This is a genomic window from Haloarcula sp. NS06 (genome assembly GCF_051122755.1).
Taxonomy (GTDB): domain Archaea; phylum Halobacteriota; class Halobacteria; order Halobacteriales; family Haloarculaceae; genus Haloarcula.
This window is the reverse complement of the sequence record NZ_CP184844.1, coordinates 1,208,910-1,229,129: the sequence shown is the minus strand read 5'-3', so window position 1 is coordinate 1,229,129 and position 20,220 is coordinate 1,208,910. Positions and strand designations below refer to the sequence as shown.

At 62.6% G+C, this 20,220-nt stretch carries 14 protein-coding genes and 1 pseudogene; 6 read left to right on the top strand and 9 right to left on the bottom strand.

The window, feature by feature from the left end:
• Window positions 1-162: 162 nt before the first annotated feature.
• The gene (gene prs, locus ACODNH_RS10090) at window positions 163-1,017 is read right to left on the bottom strand and encodes a ribose-phosphate diphosphokinase (RefSeq protein WP_306709900.1); all 855 of its coding nucleotides are present in this window, start codon (window positions 1,015-1,017) and stop codon (window positions 163-165) included.
• 235 nt (window positions 1,018-1,252) lie between these two features.
• On the opposite strand from prs, the gene ACODNH_RS10085 reads away from it, so the two are divergent.
• Complete coding sequence (locus tag ACODNH_RS10085; RefSeq protein WP_306709898.1) at window positions 1,253-2,362, top strand: PAS domain-containing response regulator; 1,110 nt, start codon at window positions 1,253-1,255, stop codon at window positions 2,360-2,362.
• Window positions 2,363-2,398: 36 nt separating this feature from the next.
• On the opposite strand, the gene ACODNH_RS10080 is transcribed toward ACODNH_RS10085, so the two are convergent.
• Window positions 2,399-3,211 carry an HVO_0234 family beta-propeller protein gene (locus ACODNH_RS10080; protein ID WP_306709896.1) on the bottom strand — a complete coding sequence of 271 codons (813 nt, stop codon included), beginning with the start codon at window positions 3,209-3,211 and terminating at the stop codon, window positions 2,399-2,401.
• A gap of 1 nt (window position 3,212) precedes the next feature.
• The gene (gene hemL / locus ACODNH_RS10075; protein WP_434531322.1) at window positions 3,213-4,550 is read right to left on the bottom strand and encodes a glutamate-1-semialdehyde 2,1-aminomutase; all 1,338 of its coding nucleotides are present in this window, start codon (window positions 4,548-4,550) and stop codon (window positions 3,213-3,215) included.
• A 177-nt stretch (window positions 4,551-4,727) separates the two neighbouring features.
• Between hemL and nasA the strand changes: the two genes are divergently transcribed.
• The 3 genes and pseudogenes from nasA (at window position 4,728) to ACODNH_RS10060 (ending at window position 10,664) form a co-directional block, all read left to right on the top strand.
• Window positions 4,728-6,833: an assimilatory nitrate reductase NasA gene (gene nasA, locus ACODNH_RS10070; RefSeq protein ID WP_306709891.1), complete on the top strand. Its 2,106-nt coding sequence runs from the start codon at window positions 4,728-4,730 to the stop codon at window positions 6,831-6,833.
• 320 nt (window positions 6,834-7,153) lie between these two features.
• Window positions 7,154-8,475 (top strand): annotated as a pseudogene (locus tag ACODNH_RS10065) (MFS transporter).
• 422 nt (window positions 8,476-8,897) lie between these two features.
• Complete coding sequence (locus ACODNH_RS10060; protein WP_434531321.1) at window positions 8,898-10,664, top strand: nitrite/sulfite reductase; 1,767 nt, start codon at window positions 8,898-8,900, stop codon at window positions 10,662-10,664.
• A gap of 264 nt (window positions 10,665-10,928) precedes the next feature.
• Here the strand turns inward: ACODNH_RS10060 and ACODNH_RS10055 are convergent, their stop codons facing one another.
• From ACODNH_RS10055 to ACODNH_RS10030, 6 genes are all read right to left on the bottom strand, one after another.
• A complete protein-coding gene (locus tag ACODNH_RS10055; RefSeq protein ID WP_434531320.1) occupies window positions 10,929-12,284 on the bottom strand; it encodes a substrate-binding protein in 1,356 nt (451 codons plus the stop codon).
• A 172-nt stretch (window positions 12,285-12,456) separates the two neighbouring features.
• Window positions 12,457-13,101 (bottom strand): chemotaxis protein CheC, encoded by a 645-nt coding sequence (locus tag ACODNH_RS10050; RefSeq protein ID WP_306709882.1) that lies wholly within the window; start codon window positions 13,099-13,101, stop codon window positions 12,457-12,459.
• 40 nt (window positions 13,102-13,141) lie between these two features.
• Complete coding sequence (locus ACODNH_RS10045; RefSeq protein WP_306709880.1) at window positions 13,142-14,497, bottom strand: substrate-binding protein; 1,356 nt, start codon at window positions 14,495-14,497, stop codon at window positions 13,142-13,144.
• 120 nt (window positions 14,498-14,617) lie between these two features.
• Entirely contained in the window at window positions 14,618-15,076 is a 459-nt protein-coding gene (gene lrp, locus ACODNH_RS10040) for an HTH-type transcriptional regulator Lrp (protein ID WP_434531319.1), read from the bottom strand.
• Window positions 15,077-15,085: 9 nt separating this feature from the next.
• Entirely contained in the window at window positions 15,086-15,448 is a 363-nt protein-coding gene (locus ACODNH_RS10035; RefSeq protein WP_005536890.1) for a P-II family nitrogen regulator, read from the bottom strand.
• Entirely contained in the window at window positions 15,441-16,769 is a 1,329-nt protein-coding gene (locus ACODNH_RS10030) for an ammonium transporter (RefSeq protein ID WP_306709875.1), read from the bottom strand. Before ACODNH_RS10030 ends, ACODNH_RS10035 begins: the two co-directional genes overlap by 8 nt.
• Before the next feature lie 464 nt (window positions 16,770-17,233).
• Here ACODNH_RS10030 and ACODNH_RS10025 point away from each other — a divergent pair, with 464 nt between their 5' ends.
• Both ACODNH_RS10025 and ACODNH_RS10020 read left to right on the top strand, forming a co-directional pair.
• Window positions 17,234-18,844 (top strand): methyl-accepting chemotaxis protein, encoded by a 1,611-nt coding sequence (locus tag ACODNH_RS10025; RefSeq protein WP_306709872.1) that lies wholly within the window; start codon window positions 17,234-17,236, stop codon window positions 18,842-18,844.
• A complete protein-coding gene (locus ACODNH_RS10020; protein ID WP_306709870.1) occupies window positions 18,844-20,193 on the top strand; it encodes an ATP-binding protein in 1,350 nt (449 codons plus the stop codon). Before ACODNH_RS10025 ends, ACODNH_RS10020 begins: the two co-directional genes overlap by 1 nt.
• Window positions 20,194-20,220: the final 27 nt, after the last annotated feature.

Here is a 20,220-nt window from a genome sequence, read left to right as displayed (position 1 = left end):
GAGGAGCCGAGAGCCGTCGCGGCTGCGGAAGCGTCGGACTAGTCCGGCACGCGACCGGCGAGCGCCCTCAGAACAGGCGATCGGCGACTAGGAGCAGTCGAGAGTATGGCGGCTGCGGAAGCGTTGGAGTACTTCCTGCGCTAGAGGCGAAACAAGGAGTGACTACAACTGGTTTGCGACGACCGGCGCGGCGCTGACCTCGCTGACGGCACGTTCGAGCGTGTCCGTCCCGTAGACGGCTTCGACGCCGGCGCTGTTGAGCTTCGTCAGGGCGTTGCTGGCGAGCATCGGATGGACGCAGGTGACGTACACCCGCCGGGCGTCGCGGTCTCCGAGGACGCCGACGGACTCGCTCATTGTCGACCCAGTGGCGATGATGTCATCGACAAGCACCACGTCCCGGTCCTCGACTGGCGCGTCGCTGGGGCTGATTTCGATGTCGCCGGTATCGTAGTCCCGATCCTTCTGGAAGAAGTCCGTCTCACCCTCGCCGTAGGCGTTCCGGACCGTCTCAGCGAGGTTGATTGCGCCTTCGTCGGGCGAGAGAAAGAGCGGGTCCCGCAGGTCCGCAGGCAGCGGGTCGGCGAGAACACTTGCCGCGTCGACGTTGGTGGCTGGGACGTCGAAGAAGTCACAGACGGCTGGTTCGTGGGGGTTCACCGTCAGCACGCGGTCGGTCCCCGTCGAGATGGCGCGGGCCATCGCCCGCGAGGACACCGGTTCGCCGGGTTTGAAGGCCTCGTCCTGGCGGGCGTAGCCCATGTACGGGATGACGGTGACGACCTCACTCGCGCCGCTTTCGCGGGCCGCGTCCTGCAACTGGAGCAACTGCAGGTGTGCGTCGCTGTCGACGGTAGACGCGACGACGACAGCACGCTCGCCGGAGAGTGCTTCGGGGACTTTGACGACGTGCTCACCGTCGGGGAACTGCTCATACTCGACCCGTCCCAGCCGCTCGCCCGTCGCTTCGGCGAGGGTCGCCGCGAACGCCTGCGTGTCTGCCCCGGGGATAATCATGTGCGGTGGGTGGCTGTCCGGGCTAAACCTCTTTTCGATTCCCCGACATCGTGGCTGACTCCCGCCTCTGACAATATATCACACCTGACACTCATAGATACGACACCTACGCGGCTTGCGTGATAATGCATATTCTGGGCCACAGCGGCATGCTTTCATAATATAATTTATAACTAGATCAGATATTTATCCCTGTTCGATTCCACAGTACGAACAGGACAGCCCCTCCACAATAATGAAGATATTACATCTGGATGACGAGCCTGATTTTGCGGATTTGACTGCCCAGTTTCTTGAACAAGAAGACGAACGGTTCGAAGTTCAAACAGCAACGAGCGGGACCGATGGTCTTGCGATTCTTCGGGCGGAGGACATCGATTGTATCGTCTCAGACTATGATATGCCGGGAATGGACGGGCTGGAGTTCCTAGCTGCAGTCCGCCAGGAGCAACCCGACCTGCCGTTCATCCTTTTCACTGGCAAAGGGAGCGAAGAGATCGCGAGTGAAGCCATTACCGCTGGTGTGACGGAGTACATCCAGAAGGAGCACGGGATCGACCAGTACGCCATCCTGGCCAATCGGATCACGAACCTCATTGAACGGTACCGGGCTGTCCAGACAATCGATCGTAGCTACAGGGCGATGAAAACCGCCAGCGAAGGCATTAGTCTCATCGATCCGGACGGGGCGTTCTCGTATGTGAACCCTGCCTTTGCGGACCTATTTGGATACGAGCAGGATGAACTGAACGGTGAACACTGGACAATCCTGTACCACGACGACGAAGCGGACCGGCTAGAGAACGACATCATCCCAGCGGTCAAAGAAAACGAGTACTGGTCGGGCGAAACCGTTCGGCTGATGAAAGGCGGAGACAGGCTCGTTACCAACCACCGTCTGGCTTACGCTGACGACGGGGTAATCGTGTGTACAGCGCGGGACATCACACCCGAACGGATGCAGTTGATGGGGCAGAGCACTCAGTTCGACGTTCTTATCGAGGCCATGGACGACCACGCCTTCTTCACCCTTGACCACGAGGGCTACGTCACTCGCTGGAACGATGGTGCCCGACAATTCACGGGTTACGATGTCGAAGAGATCCTTGGAGCGCACGTTTCGACGTTCTTTGAGGAGTCAGACATAGCGAACGGCCTCCCGGAGCAGCTCCTCGAAACAGCGAAAACAGCGGGGTCTGCCTCTCACGAAGGGCTGCAGATCCGACAGGACGGCACGCGCTGCTGGACAGACATGACGTTCTCCGCGAGTTTTGACGAGTCCGGGGCGCTCCGGGGGTACGGGATTATTTTGAAAGAAGCCGACAGACAGCAAATACCGCAGTAAGAAAGTCCGGCCGCCGGCTTATTCTGTGAAGCCGGATCAGGCGACGGCAACGCCGACAACGTCAGGGACGCCCAGCGAGCGTTGTCGCCAGCCACCCTGCCCGTCGGCTGTCGCCTCGGCCGCGGTTGCAACGAGGAAGGTTCCGTTCTCGGTGATAGCGTAGGTGTCGTCGCCGTGGGTCACGTCCATCACACGCTCGTCGACGGGGAGCGCACACGGCTCCCACGATCCGTCGGTCAGTTCGTACAGCCCGTCCACCGCGGCAGCGTGTACCTGCTCGCCGTCGCTTGCGACCGCCATGTGCCGACCCGACCGGACCTCGATCCACTCGCTGTCGGCGCTCTCGCCTTCGTAGCGGTACAGCCCGCTCTCGGTCGCGGCGTAGTCGCCGGACACGTCGGCCACATCCACTAGACCGAGCCGGTCGAGCGACGGCAGGGCGTACACGCCGTCTGCCGCGGCGAGGCGGTCGCCGTCGATGGCGCGCACGTCGTCAACGCTCCCGATATCGGTCCATTCGCCATCGTCGTAGCGGGCGACACGGCCGTCGCCGGCCGCGAGCAGTCCGTCGCCGTCGTAGCCGACGGCGGTGGCCGGCCCGAACCCAGTCGAGACGAAGCCGTCGTCAGTCAACACGAGCACGTCCTCGTCGGTGGCGACCGCGACTTCACCGCTTGCGCCGGCCACGTCACGGGCATTGCATCGCTCGCTCAGGCTGAACCGTCCGATTTGGCCACCAGCCGTCTCAACGCGGGTGACGCCCAGTCCCGACGCGACGTACGCGTGGGTCTCCGGGCGCTTCGCCCCGTACATCCGCTTCTCCGAAAGTGCGATGTCGTCGTCGCTCACCTCATATCGCCTCTTTGTACGCTTCGAGCGCATTCTCAATGTCTTCACCTGTGTGGGCATCACAGATGAATTGTGACTCGAACTGGTTCGCCGTGAGGAACACGCCCTGGTCTTTCATCGCGGGCCAGAACAGCCGCTCCCATCGCTCGGTCTCGGCCTGTGTCACGTCGTGGCCGGTCTTCGGACAGTACTCGAAGCGCGGACAGGACTCCTGTTGCTGGCAGCCAGCCTCACATTGCCCCTCGAACGAATCCGGACCATCACGGGTGAAGATGACCTTGAACATCGAATCTCGACCGACGACGGTGTACTCGGGAGCTTGGTCTTCGAGGATATCCTGCAAGCCCGCTCGAAGTCGTTCGCCGAGGTCGTTGACGTGGTCGTATACGTCGTGTTCAGCCGCATACCGCAACGTCTCCAGGCCGGCCGCCATCGTCACGGGGTGGCCGGAGAAGGTCCCGGACTGGAACACGTCGCCGGCAGGGGTGAACTGCTCGATGATCTCGCTTTTGCCGCCGATTGCCCCGACCGGGAAGCCGCCACCGACGATCTTCCCGAAGGTGGTGATATCGGGGTCGATGTCGAACGCGCCTTGGGCACACTGGAGACCGCCGACGCGGAAGCCGGTAATGACCTCGTCGAAGATCAGCAGGGAGCCGTGGTCGTCACACAGCTCCCGGAGCGTGTCGTGGTAGCCCTCGACCGGGTGGACGATGCCGTAGTTCCCGAGGATGGGTTCGGTGAGCACCGCGGCGATGTCGTCACCGTGTTCCTCGAACACCTCATGGGCGGCTTCCTCGTCGTTGAACGGGACAGTCAGCGTATGCTCGGCGAAGCTCTCGGGGATACCGGGGCTGGACGGGGCCGTGTGGTCGCCCTCGCCCTCGACCAGCGTGGACTCCTGTGCGCCGTGATAGCCGCTCTGCATCACAACGATCTTGTCCCGTCCCGTGTAGCCACGAGCTAGTCGGACCGCCGAGACCGTTGCCTCGGTCCCGCTGTTGACGAACCGGAGCATCTCGACGCTGGGGACGTGCCGGGTGACGAACTCGGCCAGTTCGACCTCGACTTCAGTGGGTGCGCCGTACATCGGCCCCTCGGCGGCGTGTTGCTGGATGGCCGACTGGACCTGTTCGGGCGGGCTGTGGCCCAGCAGCAGCGGACCATAGCCCATGACGAAGTCGATGTATCGGTTCCCGTCGGCGTCGATGACGTGCCCGCCGTCCCCCTTCTCGACGAAGAACGGATAGGGCCGCGTCGCTCGCACGGAGGAGTTGACGCCGCCCGGCAGCACCGACAGGGCGCGGTCGTACAGCGCTCGTGACTGCTCGTGGTTCATACGCTGCCGTTTGACCGCTGTCAGAAAGAAACTGTTGTTACCTGGCGGTGCAATCGACTTGGTGGACGTACGTCACGGACTTACCGTTGAAATAAGTATTTCGTAAAGAGTTACTGTTATACAGTGTGTGTTCTTCTATGCAAACACGATAATGGCATCTGAACGTACTGTAATATCATGCCAAGCTGGACAAATGGGCGTCGGGACGGCGCGTGGGCGGCTGTGAGCGACTGGGTGCCGACGACGTGTATGCGGTGTGCAGTCGGCTGCGGGCACATGCACCAGGGCGCTGACGAGGGGTACGGTATCGACGCTGTTCGCGGCGACGCCGCGCATCCAGTCAGCCAGGGACTCGCCTGTGCCCGTGGTCTCCGGGAGAGCAAGGCCCCCGACGGGGAGTGGCTCACCCGGCCGATGGTCCGCAGTGACGGCGAACTCCGCCAGACCCAGTGGGACGTGGCGCTGGCCCGCGCTGTGGAGGGCCTTCAGGCCGCCCACCAGCAGGACCCTGACTCCGTCGCGATACTGGGTAGCGGCCAGCAGACAAACGAGGCCGCCTACGCGCTAGGGAAGGTCGCCCGCGGCGGCTTCGGCACGCGCAACTACGACGCCAACACGACGCTGTGCATGGCCAGCGCCGTCACCGCCTACTATCAGGCCTTCGGCAGCGACGCCCCGCCGTGTACGTACGCCGACATCAGCGATGCCGACCGCCACGTCGTCTGGGGGGCGAACCCGGCGGTCGCCCACCCCGTGCTGTTCCGCTGGGTCCAGCAGTCCGCCGATGAAGACGGTGTGGAGATCATTGTCGTTGACCCGGTCCGCTCCGAGACTGCGGAGAACTCCGAGCACCACGTCGCGCCTGCCCCAGGCAAGGACCTCGCGCTGGCCCGGGCTGTTCTCGCTCGTATCGTTGAGACGGGGCGTGTCGACCGCGAATTCGTCGACGAAGCGACCGACGGGTTCGAGGACCTGCTCGCGACGCTGCCCGATGCCGCCGATGCCGCCGCCGAGGCCGGTGTCGAGATGGCCGACGTGGACCTGCTTGCCGACGCGATGGACCAGCGGGCGCTCGTCTACTGGGGCATGGGCATCAATCAGCACGTCCAGGGGACCGAAACCGCCCGGGCGCTCATCGACCTGACGCTGGCGACTGGGAACCTCCGGCCCGGCGGGGGCCCGTTCTCGCTGACCGGCCAGGCCAACTCCATGGGGACCCGTATCTGCTCCTCGAAGGGGACCTGGCCCGGCCAGCGAGCCTTCGAGGACCCGGACCCCCGTCGCCTCGTCGCCGACCACTGGGACGTGCCGGTGGACCGCTTGCCCGACGACACCGGCCCCGGCCCGGTCGGGATGCTCGAAGATGATCCCGAGGCCGTCTGGGCTGTCGCCACAAATCCCGTCGCCGGGATGCCCGAGGCAGAGAGCGTCCGCGAGACGTTCGAAGACGCGTTCGTCGTCGCGCAGGACGCCTTCCACACCGAAACGACGGAGGTCGCCGATGTGGTCCTGCCCGCCGCGACGTGGGGGGAAAGCGACGGAACGACGACGAACATGGAGCGGACCATCTCCCGGGTTCGGTCGGCCACCGACCTACCGAGCGGGGTCAGGTCGGATCTGGAGATCATCGCCACCATCGGTTCACGGCTGTTCCCCGACCTGTTCGAAAGCACGTCGCCGGATCCGTCGGATGTCTTCGACGAGTTCACATCGCTCACTGCAGGAACGGTCGCTGACTGTTCGGGCATCACCTACGAGCGCCTCGACGAGAGCCACGCCGTCAGGTGGCCCGCGCCGGACGAGGAAAGCGCCGGCGGCTACCGCTACCATGCCGACGAATCGTGGTCGTTCCCGACGCCGTCCGGTCGGGCACAGTTCTCGACCGGCCGCCAGGGGTCGCTCCCGGAACCAACCGACAACGACTACCCGCTGACCCTGAACACCGCCCGCGAGGCCGACGGGTACAACACCGGCGTCCGATCCCGCGGCGGCGAGGCCGGCCCGCTGGTGGCTCGCATCCATCCCGAGACGGTCGCGGAACACAGCGGCCTCGTCACCGACGGGACGCTGACCGTCGAGACCCGTCGGGGCTCCGCGACGGTCGCCATCGACCGGGACGAGGGCGTCCCCCACGGGATGGTGTGGCTCCCGATTCACCACCCGGCGACGAACCGGCTGACGCTCTCGGACCGGGACCCTCAGTCCGACGAGCCGAACTTTAAGCAGTGTGCCGCCCGCCTCATTGCCCCGGAGGCCGAATTGCCGCCGGCCACGGCCGACTGAACCGATATGGGGCGCGCTTCCGACATCTCGGCAACACGCGCTTCTCCAGTACCGTTCGAATTAATCTAAATATGTCCAATTATTCCTCCATACGCTGGGCGTTCAATGGCCTTAAACAGGGGATATCCGATGATATATTTCCAGTCTATCCACTCAGGCAGATTAGAATAGCCGTTTTGTAAAGGGGTAATGTTATTTAATGACGAGTATTTTGCCTATCATGTACTGATGTGGGCACACATCCAAAATAAAATCGAATTGGTGGACAAAATTTCGGTAATGGACGTAGATAACGCGCGGTCCGTAACTGGGGTGTCGGCATGGGACTGATCAAGATGACGAAGTACCGGACGCTACTGTTGGCGACCATCGGCTTCAATTTCTCGTTCCTTATTTGGTTCTCGTTCGCGCCGTTCACCGGTCCAATGGCCGAGGAGTTCGGACTGTCGACGGCGGAGATCGGTATTCTGGCGAGCTCGGCCATCTGGATGGCGCCATTCGGCCGGATGCTCACCGGCTGGCTCTCGGATAAGTTCGGCGCGCCGGCTATCTTCGCCATCGTGCTGGCCTACGTCGGCGTGTTCTCGATCGGGAGCGCCTTCGCACAGGACTACTCCGTGTTCTTCGTGTTGCGACTCATCGTGGCGACGGCCGGCATCACGTTCGTCATCGGCATCCAGCACGTCGCCGAGTGGTTCGAGGAAGAGAATCTCGGTCTGGCTGAGGGTATTTATGCCGGCGTCGGGAACGCCGGGGCCGCCGGCGGCGCACTGATCTCTCCCGCGTGTTCGGTTCCGGCTGGAGCGGCCCGCTGTTCTCGACCAACTGGCGAGCCGCGTTCTTCTACACCGGTATCGTCTCTATTCTCCTCGCAATCGCCTACTACACGCTCGGCGAGGCCGCGAAGACCGATGCAAAACGACAGGCGACCAAAGAGAACACCAACTTCAAAGGCTGGCTGCACACGGCCACGCGGTACGGCACTGTCGTCCTCGCCGCCGCGTACATCATGTCGTTCGGTCTGGAACTGTCGATGAACGGGTGGCTCGCTACTTACTATCGTGAGGCGTTCAATCAGGACAACCTCGTCATCGCAAGCACCTTCGCCGCGACGTTCTCGATTGCCGCGGGGCTGCTCCGGCCGTTCGGTGGCTACGGCAGCGACCTGCTGGCCCGCAAAGAAAAGAACATCCTGCCGTTCTTCAAGGGCCAGTACCGCGGACAGTGGACGTTCCTCGGGCTCTGTTTCATTGTGGTGATGATGTTCGCCATGACGCTGGCCGGCCTCTCTGGGGTGCTGTTGAACGCTGTCGTCATCGGCTTCCTCGTGGGCACGGGCTGTGCCTGGGCTGAGGGCGCTATCTTCGCGCAGGTGCCTGCGATGTTCCCCAACGACTCTGGCTCGGTCGCCGGTGTCGTCGGCGGCGTCGGCACTGTCGGTGGGATTGTCTACCCGCTGTTTTACTCCGCGCCATGGCTGGCGAACCTCCACCTGGGGTATTCCGTGGCCGCTGTCACGATGATACCTATCGTCGCCCTGTCGGCGTGGGTGTTCCGACCGGAGATTGCGAAAATCGCTAACACGGCCGGGTTCGTCGGAAGTACGCAGGAAGGCCCGACTGTCGCCTCCGGCGACGACTGACGCACTCTACGGTCTCTCGTTTACTTCACACGCGTTCACTACTACAGTTGCTGCGTTGCGTGTCGCGTCCGTCTGCTCCGGTTCAGCGCACGCGCGACCGACACCCCAGTTCTACGGGTCCAGCCCGATCCGGTGACCTGTCCTCGGGGAGTTTCTCGGAAAGACAACTCTGGCTCTCGACGAGTCAGTCGCTTGCCGTACTGCGGTTTCGTCCGTTCTGTCTGTGTAGTGTATAACCTCTTTAAACACCTCCCAGACGGTATAATTCTGGACGGCTGTTGTCGAACCCACTCTCACTCTTTACTTCTTTAACGATTAGTGTTATAAGTCACCAAGCTAAGTAATTAGACGTAAATTAGCGGACATTCAGATGCTTATGAGTGATAAAAAACCACATATATCAAGAGAGAGGGTGATCGAAGATGGCACATAAAAAAGAGGAGTACAAGGCGGAGCTGTACGGTGACGAGGTACGGGAGAAACTAGAGGAGTTCGCTGAGAGTGGCTGGGAGTCGATTCCCGAGGACGAACGCGAGAAGTGGTTCTCGCGGTTCAAGTTCTGGGGCGTGTTCCACCACCGCGGCGGCCAGGAGTCGTATTTCATGATGCGGCTGACAAATTGTGGCGGCGTTTTGAAGCCCGACCAACTCCGGGCCATCGGCGAAGTTGCCCGCGAATATGCGAAGGGACCGGTGGAGAACCCCGAATTCGGCAACGGCTGGATCGACTTTACCACCCGCCAGTCCATCCAACTGCACTGGCTCAAGCTCGAAGATATCCCGGAAATCTGGGAGAAACTCGAAGCCGTCGGCGTCTCCTCGCGCTCGGCGGGCGGAGACACGATGCGAAATATCTCCGGTTGTCCGGTCGCCGGCAAGGCTGAGGAGTTCGTCGAGTCCCGACCGATCCTTGACGAGATTCAGGAGACCATCCGCGACGACGACGACTTGGCTAACATGCCCCGGAAGTTCAACATCTCGGTGACGGGGTGCAAGCAGGGGTGTGCTCAGGACAGCATCAACGACATCGGGCTAGAGCCGGCCCACAAGTTCATCGGTGGCGAGGAGGTAGAGGGGTTCAACGTCCGCGTCGGCGGCGGCCTTGGCGGTCGCGAACCCCGCGAGGCCCGTCCGCTGGACCTGTTCATCCGGCCCGAACACGCCGTCGAGACAGTCCGGGCTTTCGTTGAGTATTACCACGAGGCGGGCAACCGTCAGAACCGCTCGAAGAACCGCGCACGCTTTTTCGTCGATGAACACGGTACCGACGCCATCCGTGAGGAACTCGACGAACGGCTTGATTTCGAGTTCGAGACCGCTGGCACCGACTTCCGCGGGGAGTACACGTACAACGCCGGCAAGTCGGCCGAACACGGGGCTCACGATCATGTCGGTGTCTACGACCAGCAAGACGACAAGAACTACGTCGGGCTCTCGGTGCCCGTGGGCCGACTCTCCGCCGAGGACGCCATCGAACTCGCGGACCTCGCTGATGCCTACGGCTCCGGCGAAGTACGCCTGACCCGCCGACAGAACCCGCTCATCATGGACGTGCCCGACGGGAACCTCTCGAATCTCCTCAACGAGCCGCTACTGGACAAACACTCGCCCGAACCGAACCCGTTCGTTCAGGGGGCGATGGCCTGCACCGGGACGGAGTTCTGCTCGCTGGCGCTCACAGAGACGAAGGCGCGGATGGCCCGCCTGCTCCGCTGGCTCGGTGACAACGTCGACATGCCCGATGACGTGGACCGCATCAAGATGCACTTCTCGGGCTGTACGGCCGACTGCGGCCAGGCGATGACGGCCGACATCGGCTTACAGGGGATGCGAGCCCGCAAGGACGGCCAGATGGTCGAAGCCGTCGACGTGGGCGTCGGCGGCGGCATCGGCGCGGAGCCGACGTTCATCGAGTGGGTCCGCCAGCGCGTCCCCGCAGACGAAGTCCCGGGGATGATCGCCAACATCGTCGAGGCCTACGCCGCGCTCCGCTCGGAGGGCCAGACGTTCCGGGAGTGGGTCGACGCCACCGGTCACGAGACGATCGTCGAATTGGCCGAACCGGAAGAGGTCGAGGGATACACCGACCCGTGCTTGGCTGATGGCAAGCAGTCGTGGTATCCCTTCGACGACGGCGACAGCCCGGCCCCGACCGACGCCGAGGGGCAGCCGATTTCGGCGGACGACTGACTATGGCTGAGACAGACTGTTCGACCGACCACGACGGCGATGATCCGTCGGAATCCGCGGTCCAGGAGGTGGCATACGACGCGGCACCGGAGCTACTGGAGTAACGCGGCCCCGGCTCCGAACGGCCGGATGTGCCGACGTGACGCGCCCGTCTCAGGGCGCGTCCGTCTGCCTCTGACAACTGGGGACTGCTCGTGTCCATGTCCCCGCTCGGTTCTCCGTATGCCGTATTTTGCCGTTACTCAGCATTGCTGAGATCCGGCTCTAGTCCCCATACTCTCCGAGTTCGCATTCGACGGCCGGGCCGCCGTCACAGTCGTATCCGACCGCTTTCGTAACCCTGAGCAGGTCGTAAAACCGACCGAGTGACTGCTCGGATTCGGGAAGCCCTTCGACCACCGGCACGCCACGCTGGGCCTGATGGTCACAGCTCCGCATCGTCTGGCTACCCAGCCCGACCGAGTATTCGTGGTCTTCCAGCTCTCGGATAACCGCTGGCGGGTAGAACGTGTCGGCCCGCTCGACGGCCGCAGCGTACTGGAGCGTCTGTGCGTAGGCCAGATGGGCCACGCCGGAGGGCCGCTGTGCGTTCCCGTGCTCGGCGGTGAAGGCGTTCTTGAACGCATTGGAGAGGTCAGACGAGATGCTGGTATCCCACGCAACTGTCCCGACGACACCGTCGAGTGCTTTCGAGGCGTTCTGCGCCACGATACGGTTGTACAGCGGCACCACAATCCCCACCTCGTCAGGAAGAATTTCCTGCGCCTTTGTCAGTGAGTTCGCGGCGTCAAGTCCGTAGTGGTCAAGGAAGACGACCTCCGCACCGGCGTCCCGGGCCTGTTTGAGCGGTTCCTCGTAGTTCGTCGTCCCGAGACGTGTCGGGATGCTTGTGAGTTCGACCCAGCCACTCGACGTGAAGAAATCACGGATTGACGACTCCATCGTTTGCCCCCAGTTGTAGTCCGCGTAGATCTGGACGTACTGGGCGTCCCGGCCAAACCGTTCCTTGAGTACCGGAAGCAGCGCTTGTGCGGTCATGTACGCGTTGAACATCTCCCGGAAGCTGTAGCGGACACAGTCCGTCCCTGTCGTGTCGTTCGAGTGTGTCAGACAACACATATACGGAACTTTCTGGGCCTGTGCAACCTCCTGCTGAGCGATGGCGACGGAACTGGATGAGCCGCCGGAAAACATGACGACGTCGTCCTGCTCGATCATCTCCTTTGCATTGGCCGTCGCGACATCCGGCTTCGTCTCCGTGTCTGCAGTGACGTACTCGACGGTCTTTCCGAGCACGCCATCGCCGCTGAGTACGTCAAAGGAACCCTGTCCGACCCAGCCGCCGCCCTCGTTGAGGTGCGTGACAGCGAGCTCATACCCTCGGAGTTCGTCGCGCCCTTCGGCGGCGTAGGTCCCGGACTGTGGCACATTGAAGCCGAGCGTGACCGCGTCGCCGTCGACCGGATAGTTCCCGAGCGGTGGGTGCTCCGGTGTGTTTTCGGCTCTCGATCCTCCGCCTTGGCACCCCGCTAGCCCGGCAAGCCCCGCGCTACCGACTCCACCGGCAATCTGTAGTACGGACCGCCTGTCAACTGCCTCTCCCCCTTTTTCCAATCCCATACCAGCTGTTTTGATGATAAATATATATAATACTTATTTCAATAGAAATGGGTAACCAATTAGCATAGGCGGAGCTGGTATCGGGTGTCGACGGACCGCAGGCTGTCCGATCGGCGATCAGATCTACTCTGGCCACGCGGTGAACAGGGGGTGCAGAGATAGGGTGCCGCTGTCAGTCAAGAATATCGCTGGCTTCGGTGTCTACCGCCACGTCGGTGTCGAGGTCGATATCCTGAATCAGCGCGACGAGGTCCTCTAGTTCGGGGAACGTGTACACGGTCATCCCGAGGTCACCGTCGTCGACAGTGATACGCGAGTCGACGACGAACACTAGATCAGAGTCCGGCCAGCCACCCATCTCGTCGATGATGCCGTCGGCCGGGCCGAACACGAAGTTCGGTGTCCCCATATCAATGGTCGTCTCCAGCACGTTGGCCCACCCGTCGATGAACGCGGAGGTCATGATGTTGCCGATCTCCTGCATCGCCGACCGTTCCATGTCGGAGAACCCCTCGCCCTCGCTTGGCTCACCCATGCCACCCATCATCGCGCTGGCCATCTGCTTGCTGTCGGCCGGTTCGAGCAGAAACAGGACGTAGCCGTAGGGCGGTTCGTTCAGTTCGACATAAATGCCGACGCCCTTGTCGTCGCCGATGTGTGTTTTGACGTCTTCGATGTCGAGAAAATTGATCTGTGAGGTCCGAACTGTCGCGTCGAGCCCGGTCAACTGACCGAGGTTCTCCGCGACTGTCCCAGACCCCTCTTTTGCCATCTGATTGAAAAGGTCCAGCTTCCGCACGTCCACTTTCAAGCCCATATCTTCTGGAACGTCGCAAGCGGCTTAACGCCACCGCCCGTCAGCTGTCGGCTGTCTCGGGTTCGTACGGCCCCAGGTCAGTACACTCGCTTGCCGGATACTCCTCGCAGCCGTACCCGACGTCAGTCGAAATCTCGATGACGTCGAGTACTTCGGGACCTTGACTGGAGCCCTCGACGACGGGAACGGGCCCCATAGACTGGTGATCGCATGCCCGTAGCGTCGCCTCGCCGCGTCCGGCCTGGTACGTGGTATCTTCGATTTCACGGATGACGGCCGGCGGCTCGAACGTCCCGGCCCGCTCGACGGCCGCGGCGTACTGGAGCATCTGTGCGTAGGCCAGTCGGGCTTGATCCGACGGGACTCGGGCCTCGGCGGCGGCATACGCCGCATTGAACGACTCCGTGAATGCTGTTGAAAGTGGCGTATCGATGCTGTAATCCCACGAAATGGTACCGACGACACCGGCCATGTCGGCACCGGCATCGCGGGCAAGTTGCCGGCTCACAATCGGCATGACAATACCCATCTCTTCTGGAACGATGTCCTTCGCCTGGTTCAGCGCAGTGACCGCGTCGCGCCCGCGGTAGGACAACACGATGGCATCGACGTCAGCGTCCACGGCCTCCCGCAACTGTGGCCTGAAGTTCTCCGTTCCGACCCGTGTCTTCGTCTTGCTCATCTCGCTCCAGTTCTCCGACTGAAACCGGCGCCTGAACTGCTCGGATTGTGTGAAGCCGAAATCGGAACTGGCGTACAACTGGTAGAACTCCGTTCGCCCTTCGGACCGCTCGGTCAACACCGGGACCAGCGCGTTGGCGGCCATCCGGCTGTTGTGCATCTCCTGAAACCCGTATCGCGAGCAGCCGATACCCGTGACGTTCGTCCCGGGCGCGAACCCGAGCATATGGACCACGCCGCGGGTCGGACAGTACTTGAGCAGCTCTCGGGCCGTGTTCGTCGACCCGCCGCCAGCGACCATCACGGCCCCGTCCTGCTCGACTAGCGTCTCCGCCACGTCCCGGGCTGTTTCCGAACTGGACTCCGTGTCAGCTATGACGCTCTCGACTGTCCGGCCGAGAATTCCGCCCCCGGACAGTGCCTGCCACGCATCGGTGTCAACCCAGCCGCCGCCCTCGTTGAGGTGGTCGATGGCCAGCTCGAAGCCGCGCTGCTGGCCGGTCCCAACCGGCGAGAACGGTCCTGACTGCGGGATTGTGAGTCCAATCGTCACTTGATTGTCGTCGACCGGCTGATTCGCGTACTCTGTACTGCTTGTCGGCGTCGTGGCGCGACCGTCCCCGCCACAGCCAGCGAGTCCGGCAAGCGAACTCGCTCCGACGGCCCCGAGTAGCTCTCGTCGCGTCACTGTTACCCCCCGCGTATCCCAATCCATGATGAAAAATATATTACTACTGCTGTAATTAAACCTTGCTTCATCGATCACTAGACCTCCAAACCGCCACGAGACGCTACTCACTGCTGTGATTGCAGTCGGAAAACAGATGGCGTCGGCTCAGGCGTCAGTTCCGCCGACCGGGAACTGTTCGTGCTCACACACCGTGTTCAGTACGACTGACGTTGAGGCGGATCGGATATCCTCGTCGGTCAGCAGCGTTTTTATCCGTTCGTTCATCGACTGCGTGTCGGTGAACTTCCCGACGGCCACGATATCGTGGTCGCCGGTCACTTCGTAAACCGCGACCATTTCGCGTCGATCACGTAACTGGTCCACCACCCGTCCGAGCCCGTCGCCCTCGACGGAGAGCTGGAACACGGCAGTCACGTCGTAGCCCAGCGCCCCGTAATCGATGTCGATGGTGTATTCGTCGATCACACCGGTCGCCTCCAGGTCGTCCATCCGGCGTGACACCGTGGTCGCCGCGATGCCGGTTGCAGCGGCGACATCACGGGCGCTCGCCCGGCCGTCCTGGAGCAGTGCGTTCACTACCTGTCTGTCGGTATCATCGACCATCTCGTCCGCTCAGACTGCCTCTGGGCCTTCTTTGCCGGTTCGGACTTGGTAGGCGTTGTCCACGGGGAGGACGAATATCTTGCCGTCACCTTTCTCGCCGGTGTGGGCACCGTCGGCGATGGCATCGACGACATCCTTTGCGGGGATGTCGGCAACCACCGTCTCGACTTTGACCTTCTGATGCAGGTCAACGACGTACTCCTCGCCGCGCCACTGCCCCTTCTTTGCGGGCTGTGAGCCGCGGCCGGACACGTTCGTCACCGTCAGCGAGGGTGCGCCGACCTCAGCCAGCGCCTTCTTTACGTCGCCGAGTTTGTCCGGTCGAACCATTGCCACTACCATCTTGATCTCTGAGTCGTCGGTTTCAGTCATCTTGGGAACCTCCGTCAGTATGCATGCTCGGGCTCACTTTACCACCATCGGCGACAACGCTCTCGCCACCACCGAACTCGGGGTAGGTCTCGACGCCGTGTTCGCTGACATCCAGCCCTTCCTGCTCGTGTTCGGGCGTAACCCGGGCCTGACCGGCCAGTTTGAGCGCGTACCAGACGACCCCGGTTGCGACAATCGTCCAGCCCGCGATGGCGACGACGCCGATCAGCTGTGCGATGAAGGCGTTAGCGACCGACCCGACCGTTCCGGGCGTGGCGACGAACGGGAACAACAGCGTGCCGAGCACACCGGCGCTACCGTGGACCGGGAAGACGGCACAGACGTCGTCGATTTTCATTCGGTTCTCGATGAAGCTGAACACGACCGGCAGCTGTCCGCCTGCGAGGGCACCGACGATGATTGCGCCCCACCACGTCGTGGTGTCGGGGATCGCCGTGATACCGACCAGCCCGGCCAGCAGACCGTTTGCCACGTATAGGGTGTCGACCTTCCCGGTCTTCAGCCACGCGACCAGTCCGGCACCCATCGCACCACAGGCCATCGCGATAGTCGTCGTCATCGCGACACGGCCAACCGTTGCGAACGCACCGAGGGCAAGCGATCCGTCCTCAACGACGAAGACGGTCGCTGCCGTACCGACGTTGAAACCGTACCAGCCAAACGCGAGGATGAGCGTTCCTAGAACGGCGAAGGTCAGTGAGTGGCCCGGGATGACATTTGCGGAGCCATCCTCGTTGTACCGACCCATGCGTGGGCCGAGGACGTACGCTGCCGTGAGGCCCGCGATGCCGCCCATGCCGTGGACGATCATCCCGCCGGCGAAGTCGTGGAATGCCTCGCCGCCGAAGCTAATGTACGCGCCAGCCCACGTGATCCCGGTGACGACGGGGTAGATGACCGCCGCCAGCAGGAACGTGTACGTGATGTACGCGCGGAGCTTGGCTCGTCCGGCGACCGCACCGGAGACGATGGTCGCTGCCGTCATCGCGAAGACGGCACCGAACAGCCAGCCGACGTAGTCGTTTGCGGCCCCGGCACCGAAGGCGGGCGAGAAGCCGCTGCCGCCGACCAGCGCACTGATTCCTGAGCCGATCAGGAAGAACACCGTCACACCGACCGACCAGGTCAGAAGGTTCTTCGTTAGCTGGTTCGCGACGTTCTTCGAGCGCACCTGGCCCGCCTCAAGCATGGCGAAGCCCGCGTGCATGAAGAAGATCAGGAACGATACCACTAGGACCCACAGCAGGTTAACCCCCTCTGCGAGTACGGTCGGATCTACTTGTAGTGCAGTGTAGCTCATTTCTAGTTCACCTGTTTCGTTTTGTTATCGACTGCCGTCTGCATGTCCAACTTACCCCCAGTCTGGCTCAACTTCTTCAACTCTTTCACGAGAAAGGGTCTGGTAACAGCACTACATAAGGTTTGCCTTTATGAATACGGAAATTAGAGGGGATGTGGTAGACGACCGTCCAGATTATGGTATGATATTATGGATATAAGGTTGTTCTCCGTAAAGAAAGTCCGTATATGCACACTGGGATTTTGGACGTTTGTCGACCCCGGTTCCGGCCGCAGGGGGCCAAATAGGCCGTTTTTGCTTGCGCGCGCTCTCGGCTGGCGGGTGTTGCCAGCGACAACAGGGTTATACCTCGCGATCACAGATTCGGATTTAGTATAAATGTCCGGAAAACAGTGGGGAGACGTGGCACAATATGCCGATAAACTGTACAAGTCGATTATGCTTCGGAGGGTTCATAGCTGATTATGGCTTCGGACCACTACCCCTCCGTTCCGGACCAGTCGACGGCCGTGACAGAGGAACGGGCAGTCGCGAACGCACAGGGCGCACTCGATGTCGTTCAGGCGGCGTCGGTGACTGTCGGCGAGCAGCTCGCGGCAATTGACGACCGTGCAACGGCACAGGCGACCGACGCACAGTGGATCGCCGATGAGGTGTCGTCGCTTTCGGCTACAATCGAAGAAATCGCTGCGACTGCGACCGAGGTCAGCGAGCAGAGCCAGCGGGCAACGGATGCGGCAAACGATGGTCGGGAGGCCGCAGCCGACGCCATCGAGTCGATGGACGAGGTCCGCGAACTGGGCCAGGCGGTCGCCACAGAGGTGGCCGCCCTGCAGGACCAGGTCGACCGTATCGCCGATGCGCTGGCCGGCATCGACCGCATTGCCGACCAGACGAACATGCTCGCGCTGAACGCCTCGATAGAGGCAGCGCGGGCAAGCGGCACCACCGATACGGACGGGTTCGCCGTCGTTGCAGACGAAATCAAGGGACTCGCCGAGGAGTCCCAACAGCAGGCTGAGGAAATCGAGACGACGCTGGCTGCGGTTCGGGACGCCACCGACGACACCGTTGCCCAACTCGACGAAGCTATCGACGGTATCGATACCGGGGCCGAGCAGGTCAGCACGGCGATGGCTCGCCTCGACGACGTGGCGGACACCGTCGCGGAAACGGCCGACGGCATCGCATCCGTCTCGGCGGCGACCGACGAGCAGGCGACGACGAGCGAAGCGGTCGCCCAGCGGTGTGAGACGGTGTCGGACCGCGCCGCTGCTATCGAAGACGACCTCTCCGAGATACGTGCCGCTCGCTCGGAGCAGACCGCGATGCTGGACGAGATCGACGACGTGCTCGCCGCTGCAGAAGCCGACCGGCAGAACCGACTGGCGGACGCGCCGACAGTCTCGACCGGTATCGACGGCCTTGACGACCTCTGTGGCGGCGGTCTCGTCATGGGCGGCCAGGCTGTCTTCCGATACGCTGACGGGACCCAGGTCGACGGGGTCGTTGCGCAACTATGCGCGACGGCTGTCGCCGCCGGCCGGGCCGTCTCGCTGACGCCGCCGCCGTCACTGGACCGGTCGACGCTGGCCGCCGCGTTCGCGGCGACCGACCACTCGCTCGAAGACGCGCTCGACGACGACGCCCTGTTCATCCTCGATATGTTCGGCAACTGGGATGCCCGATACAACGTGTTCGACCTCGAACGGACCTCGCTTGCCACTGCCAACGAGACGACGGCGACCAGACGGGACGCCCCGCTGGTTATCGTCGGGAACATTCAGGGAGAAATACAGCTGATGGGCGAACAGGCTGCAAGAGAGGCCCGGTACGAGAACGACGACGGTGTCTTCGAACCCCACGACACAGTGGTCAACGTCATCGACGACGACGCGGTCCCGGCCACGCTCGCGGCGTTCTACTCGGGTGCTGCCGATCAGGAACTCACGCTGACACAGACTGACGGTCGCGAGTACCTGACGCTCACGGCCTCGCCGCGTGGCACTGTGGGGACGAAACAGTCGGTCTCTCGGTTGTCGGGCCCACCCTTCCTCCAGCTCAGAGACAACTGATGTTCGGTATCGATGACATTGGTCGGTTCACCTTTGCGACGGATGAGTTCGCTGCACTGCTCGACCGAACACCTGCCGAACTTGTCGGCACACCCATCGACGCGCTGGTCGCAGCCGAGGATCGCGAGACACTGACCGCAGCCAGACAGGCCGTCAGTAGTGCTTCAGACCAGGTGACACGGACCTGCCAGGTCACACTGCGCCAGAGCGAGCGCTCTCGTCCGGTTACGCTTGAACTTACGACCGCGGACGACGGGTCCGTGGTCGGCTCGCTCTGCCAAACGGCCGAGACAGCCGACCCGTTTCAGCACCTGTTCGACCTCATCCAAGACGCGGTCGTCGGCTTCGAAATCGTCAATTTTGTCCCGATTGTGCGGACGGTCAATCCCGCGTTCGTCGAGACTTTCGGATACGACCGCGAGGAAATCGTCGGCGAACCCCTCAACGAGTACATCGTTCCCGGCGACCGCGTTGAAGAGGCGGTCAACTACGACCAGCGGACGGCCGCCGGCGAAGTCAACTACGCTGTCGTCTCCCGGGAAACAGCCGACGGTTGCCGCGAGTTCATCTACCGCGGTGTCCCGTACGACACGGCCGACGGCCGCCGCTGTGGCTTCGCGATGTACACGGATGTAACGGACAGCCGGCGGCAAAAGCGACGGCTCCGTGTTCTCCATCGCGTCCTGCGACACAATCTCCGGAACGAGCTTTCTGTCATGTTCGGGACGTCCGAATACGTCCGTGCCCACGCAGCCGATTCGTCTGTCTCGCTGGCCGCGTCCCGCGCCCTCGACGCGGCTGACCGCCTCGCCGCCGTCAGCGAGAAGGCCCGGAGCGTCGAAACCGCGCTCGATGTGGACGCCGACCAGCCGGTCGATGCGGCGGCACTGGCCCGGTCTGTCGCTGATAGCTATCGCCCGGATGCACCGGTCGAAACGGCACTCCCGAGCACACTCCCTGTCACTGGTGGGACGGCCGTCTACGACGCCGTCGACAATCTTGTCGAGAACGCAGTCGAACACACACTGCCGGGTACGGCCGTCCGAATCACAGCCGAACAGGCCAACGGCGACGCGTTCGTCCGTGTTCTCGACGACGGCCCCGGTATTCCCGCCGCCGAGCGGGCCGTCGTGTTCGAGGACGCGGACATCACGAACCTCCAGCACGGGAGCGGCCTCGGTATCTGGCTCGCCCGGTGGGTCGCCGAGACGGCTGGCGGCGGCATCGAGTACGACCGAACCGATGGGTGGACGACTGTCTCGCTCCGGTTCCCACTATCCGACGCCGATACCGAGGATGTGCTTACGGTGCTCGATGCCCCGGAATCAGCGGCTGAGCCGACGCGGTAGTCATTGCGACGCTCTCAGAAGTACCCT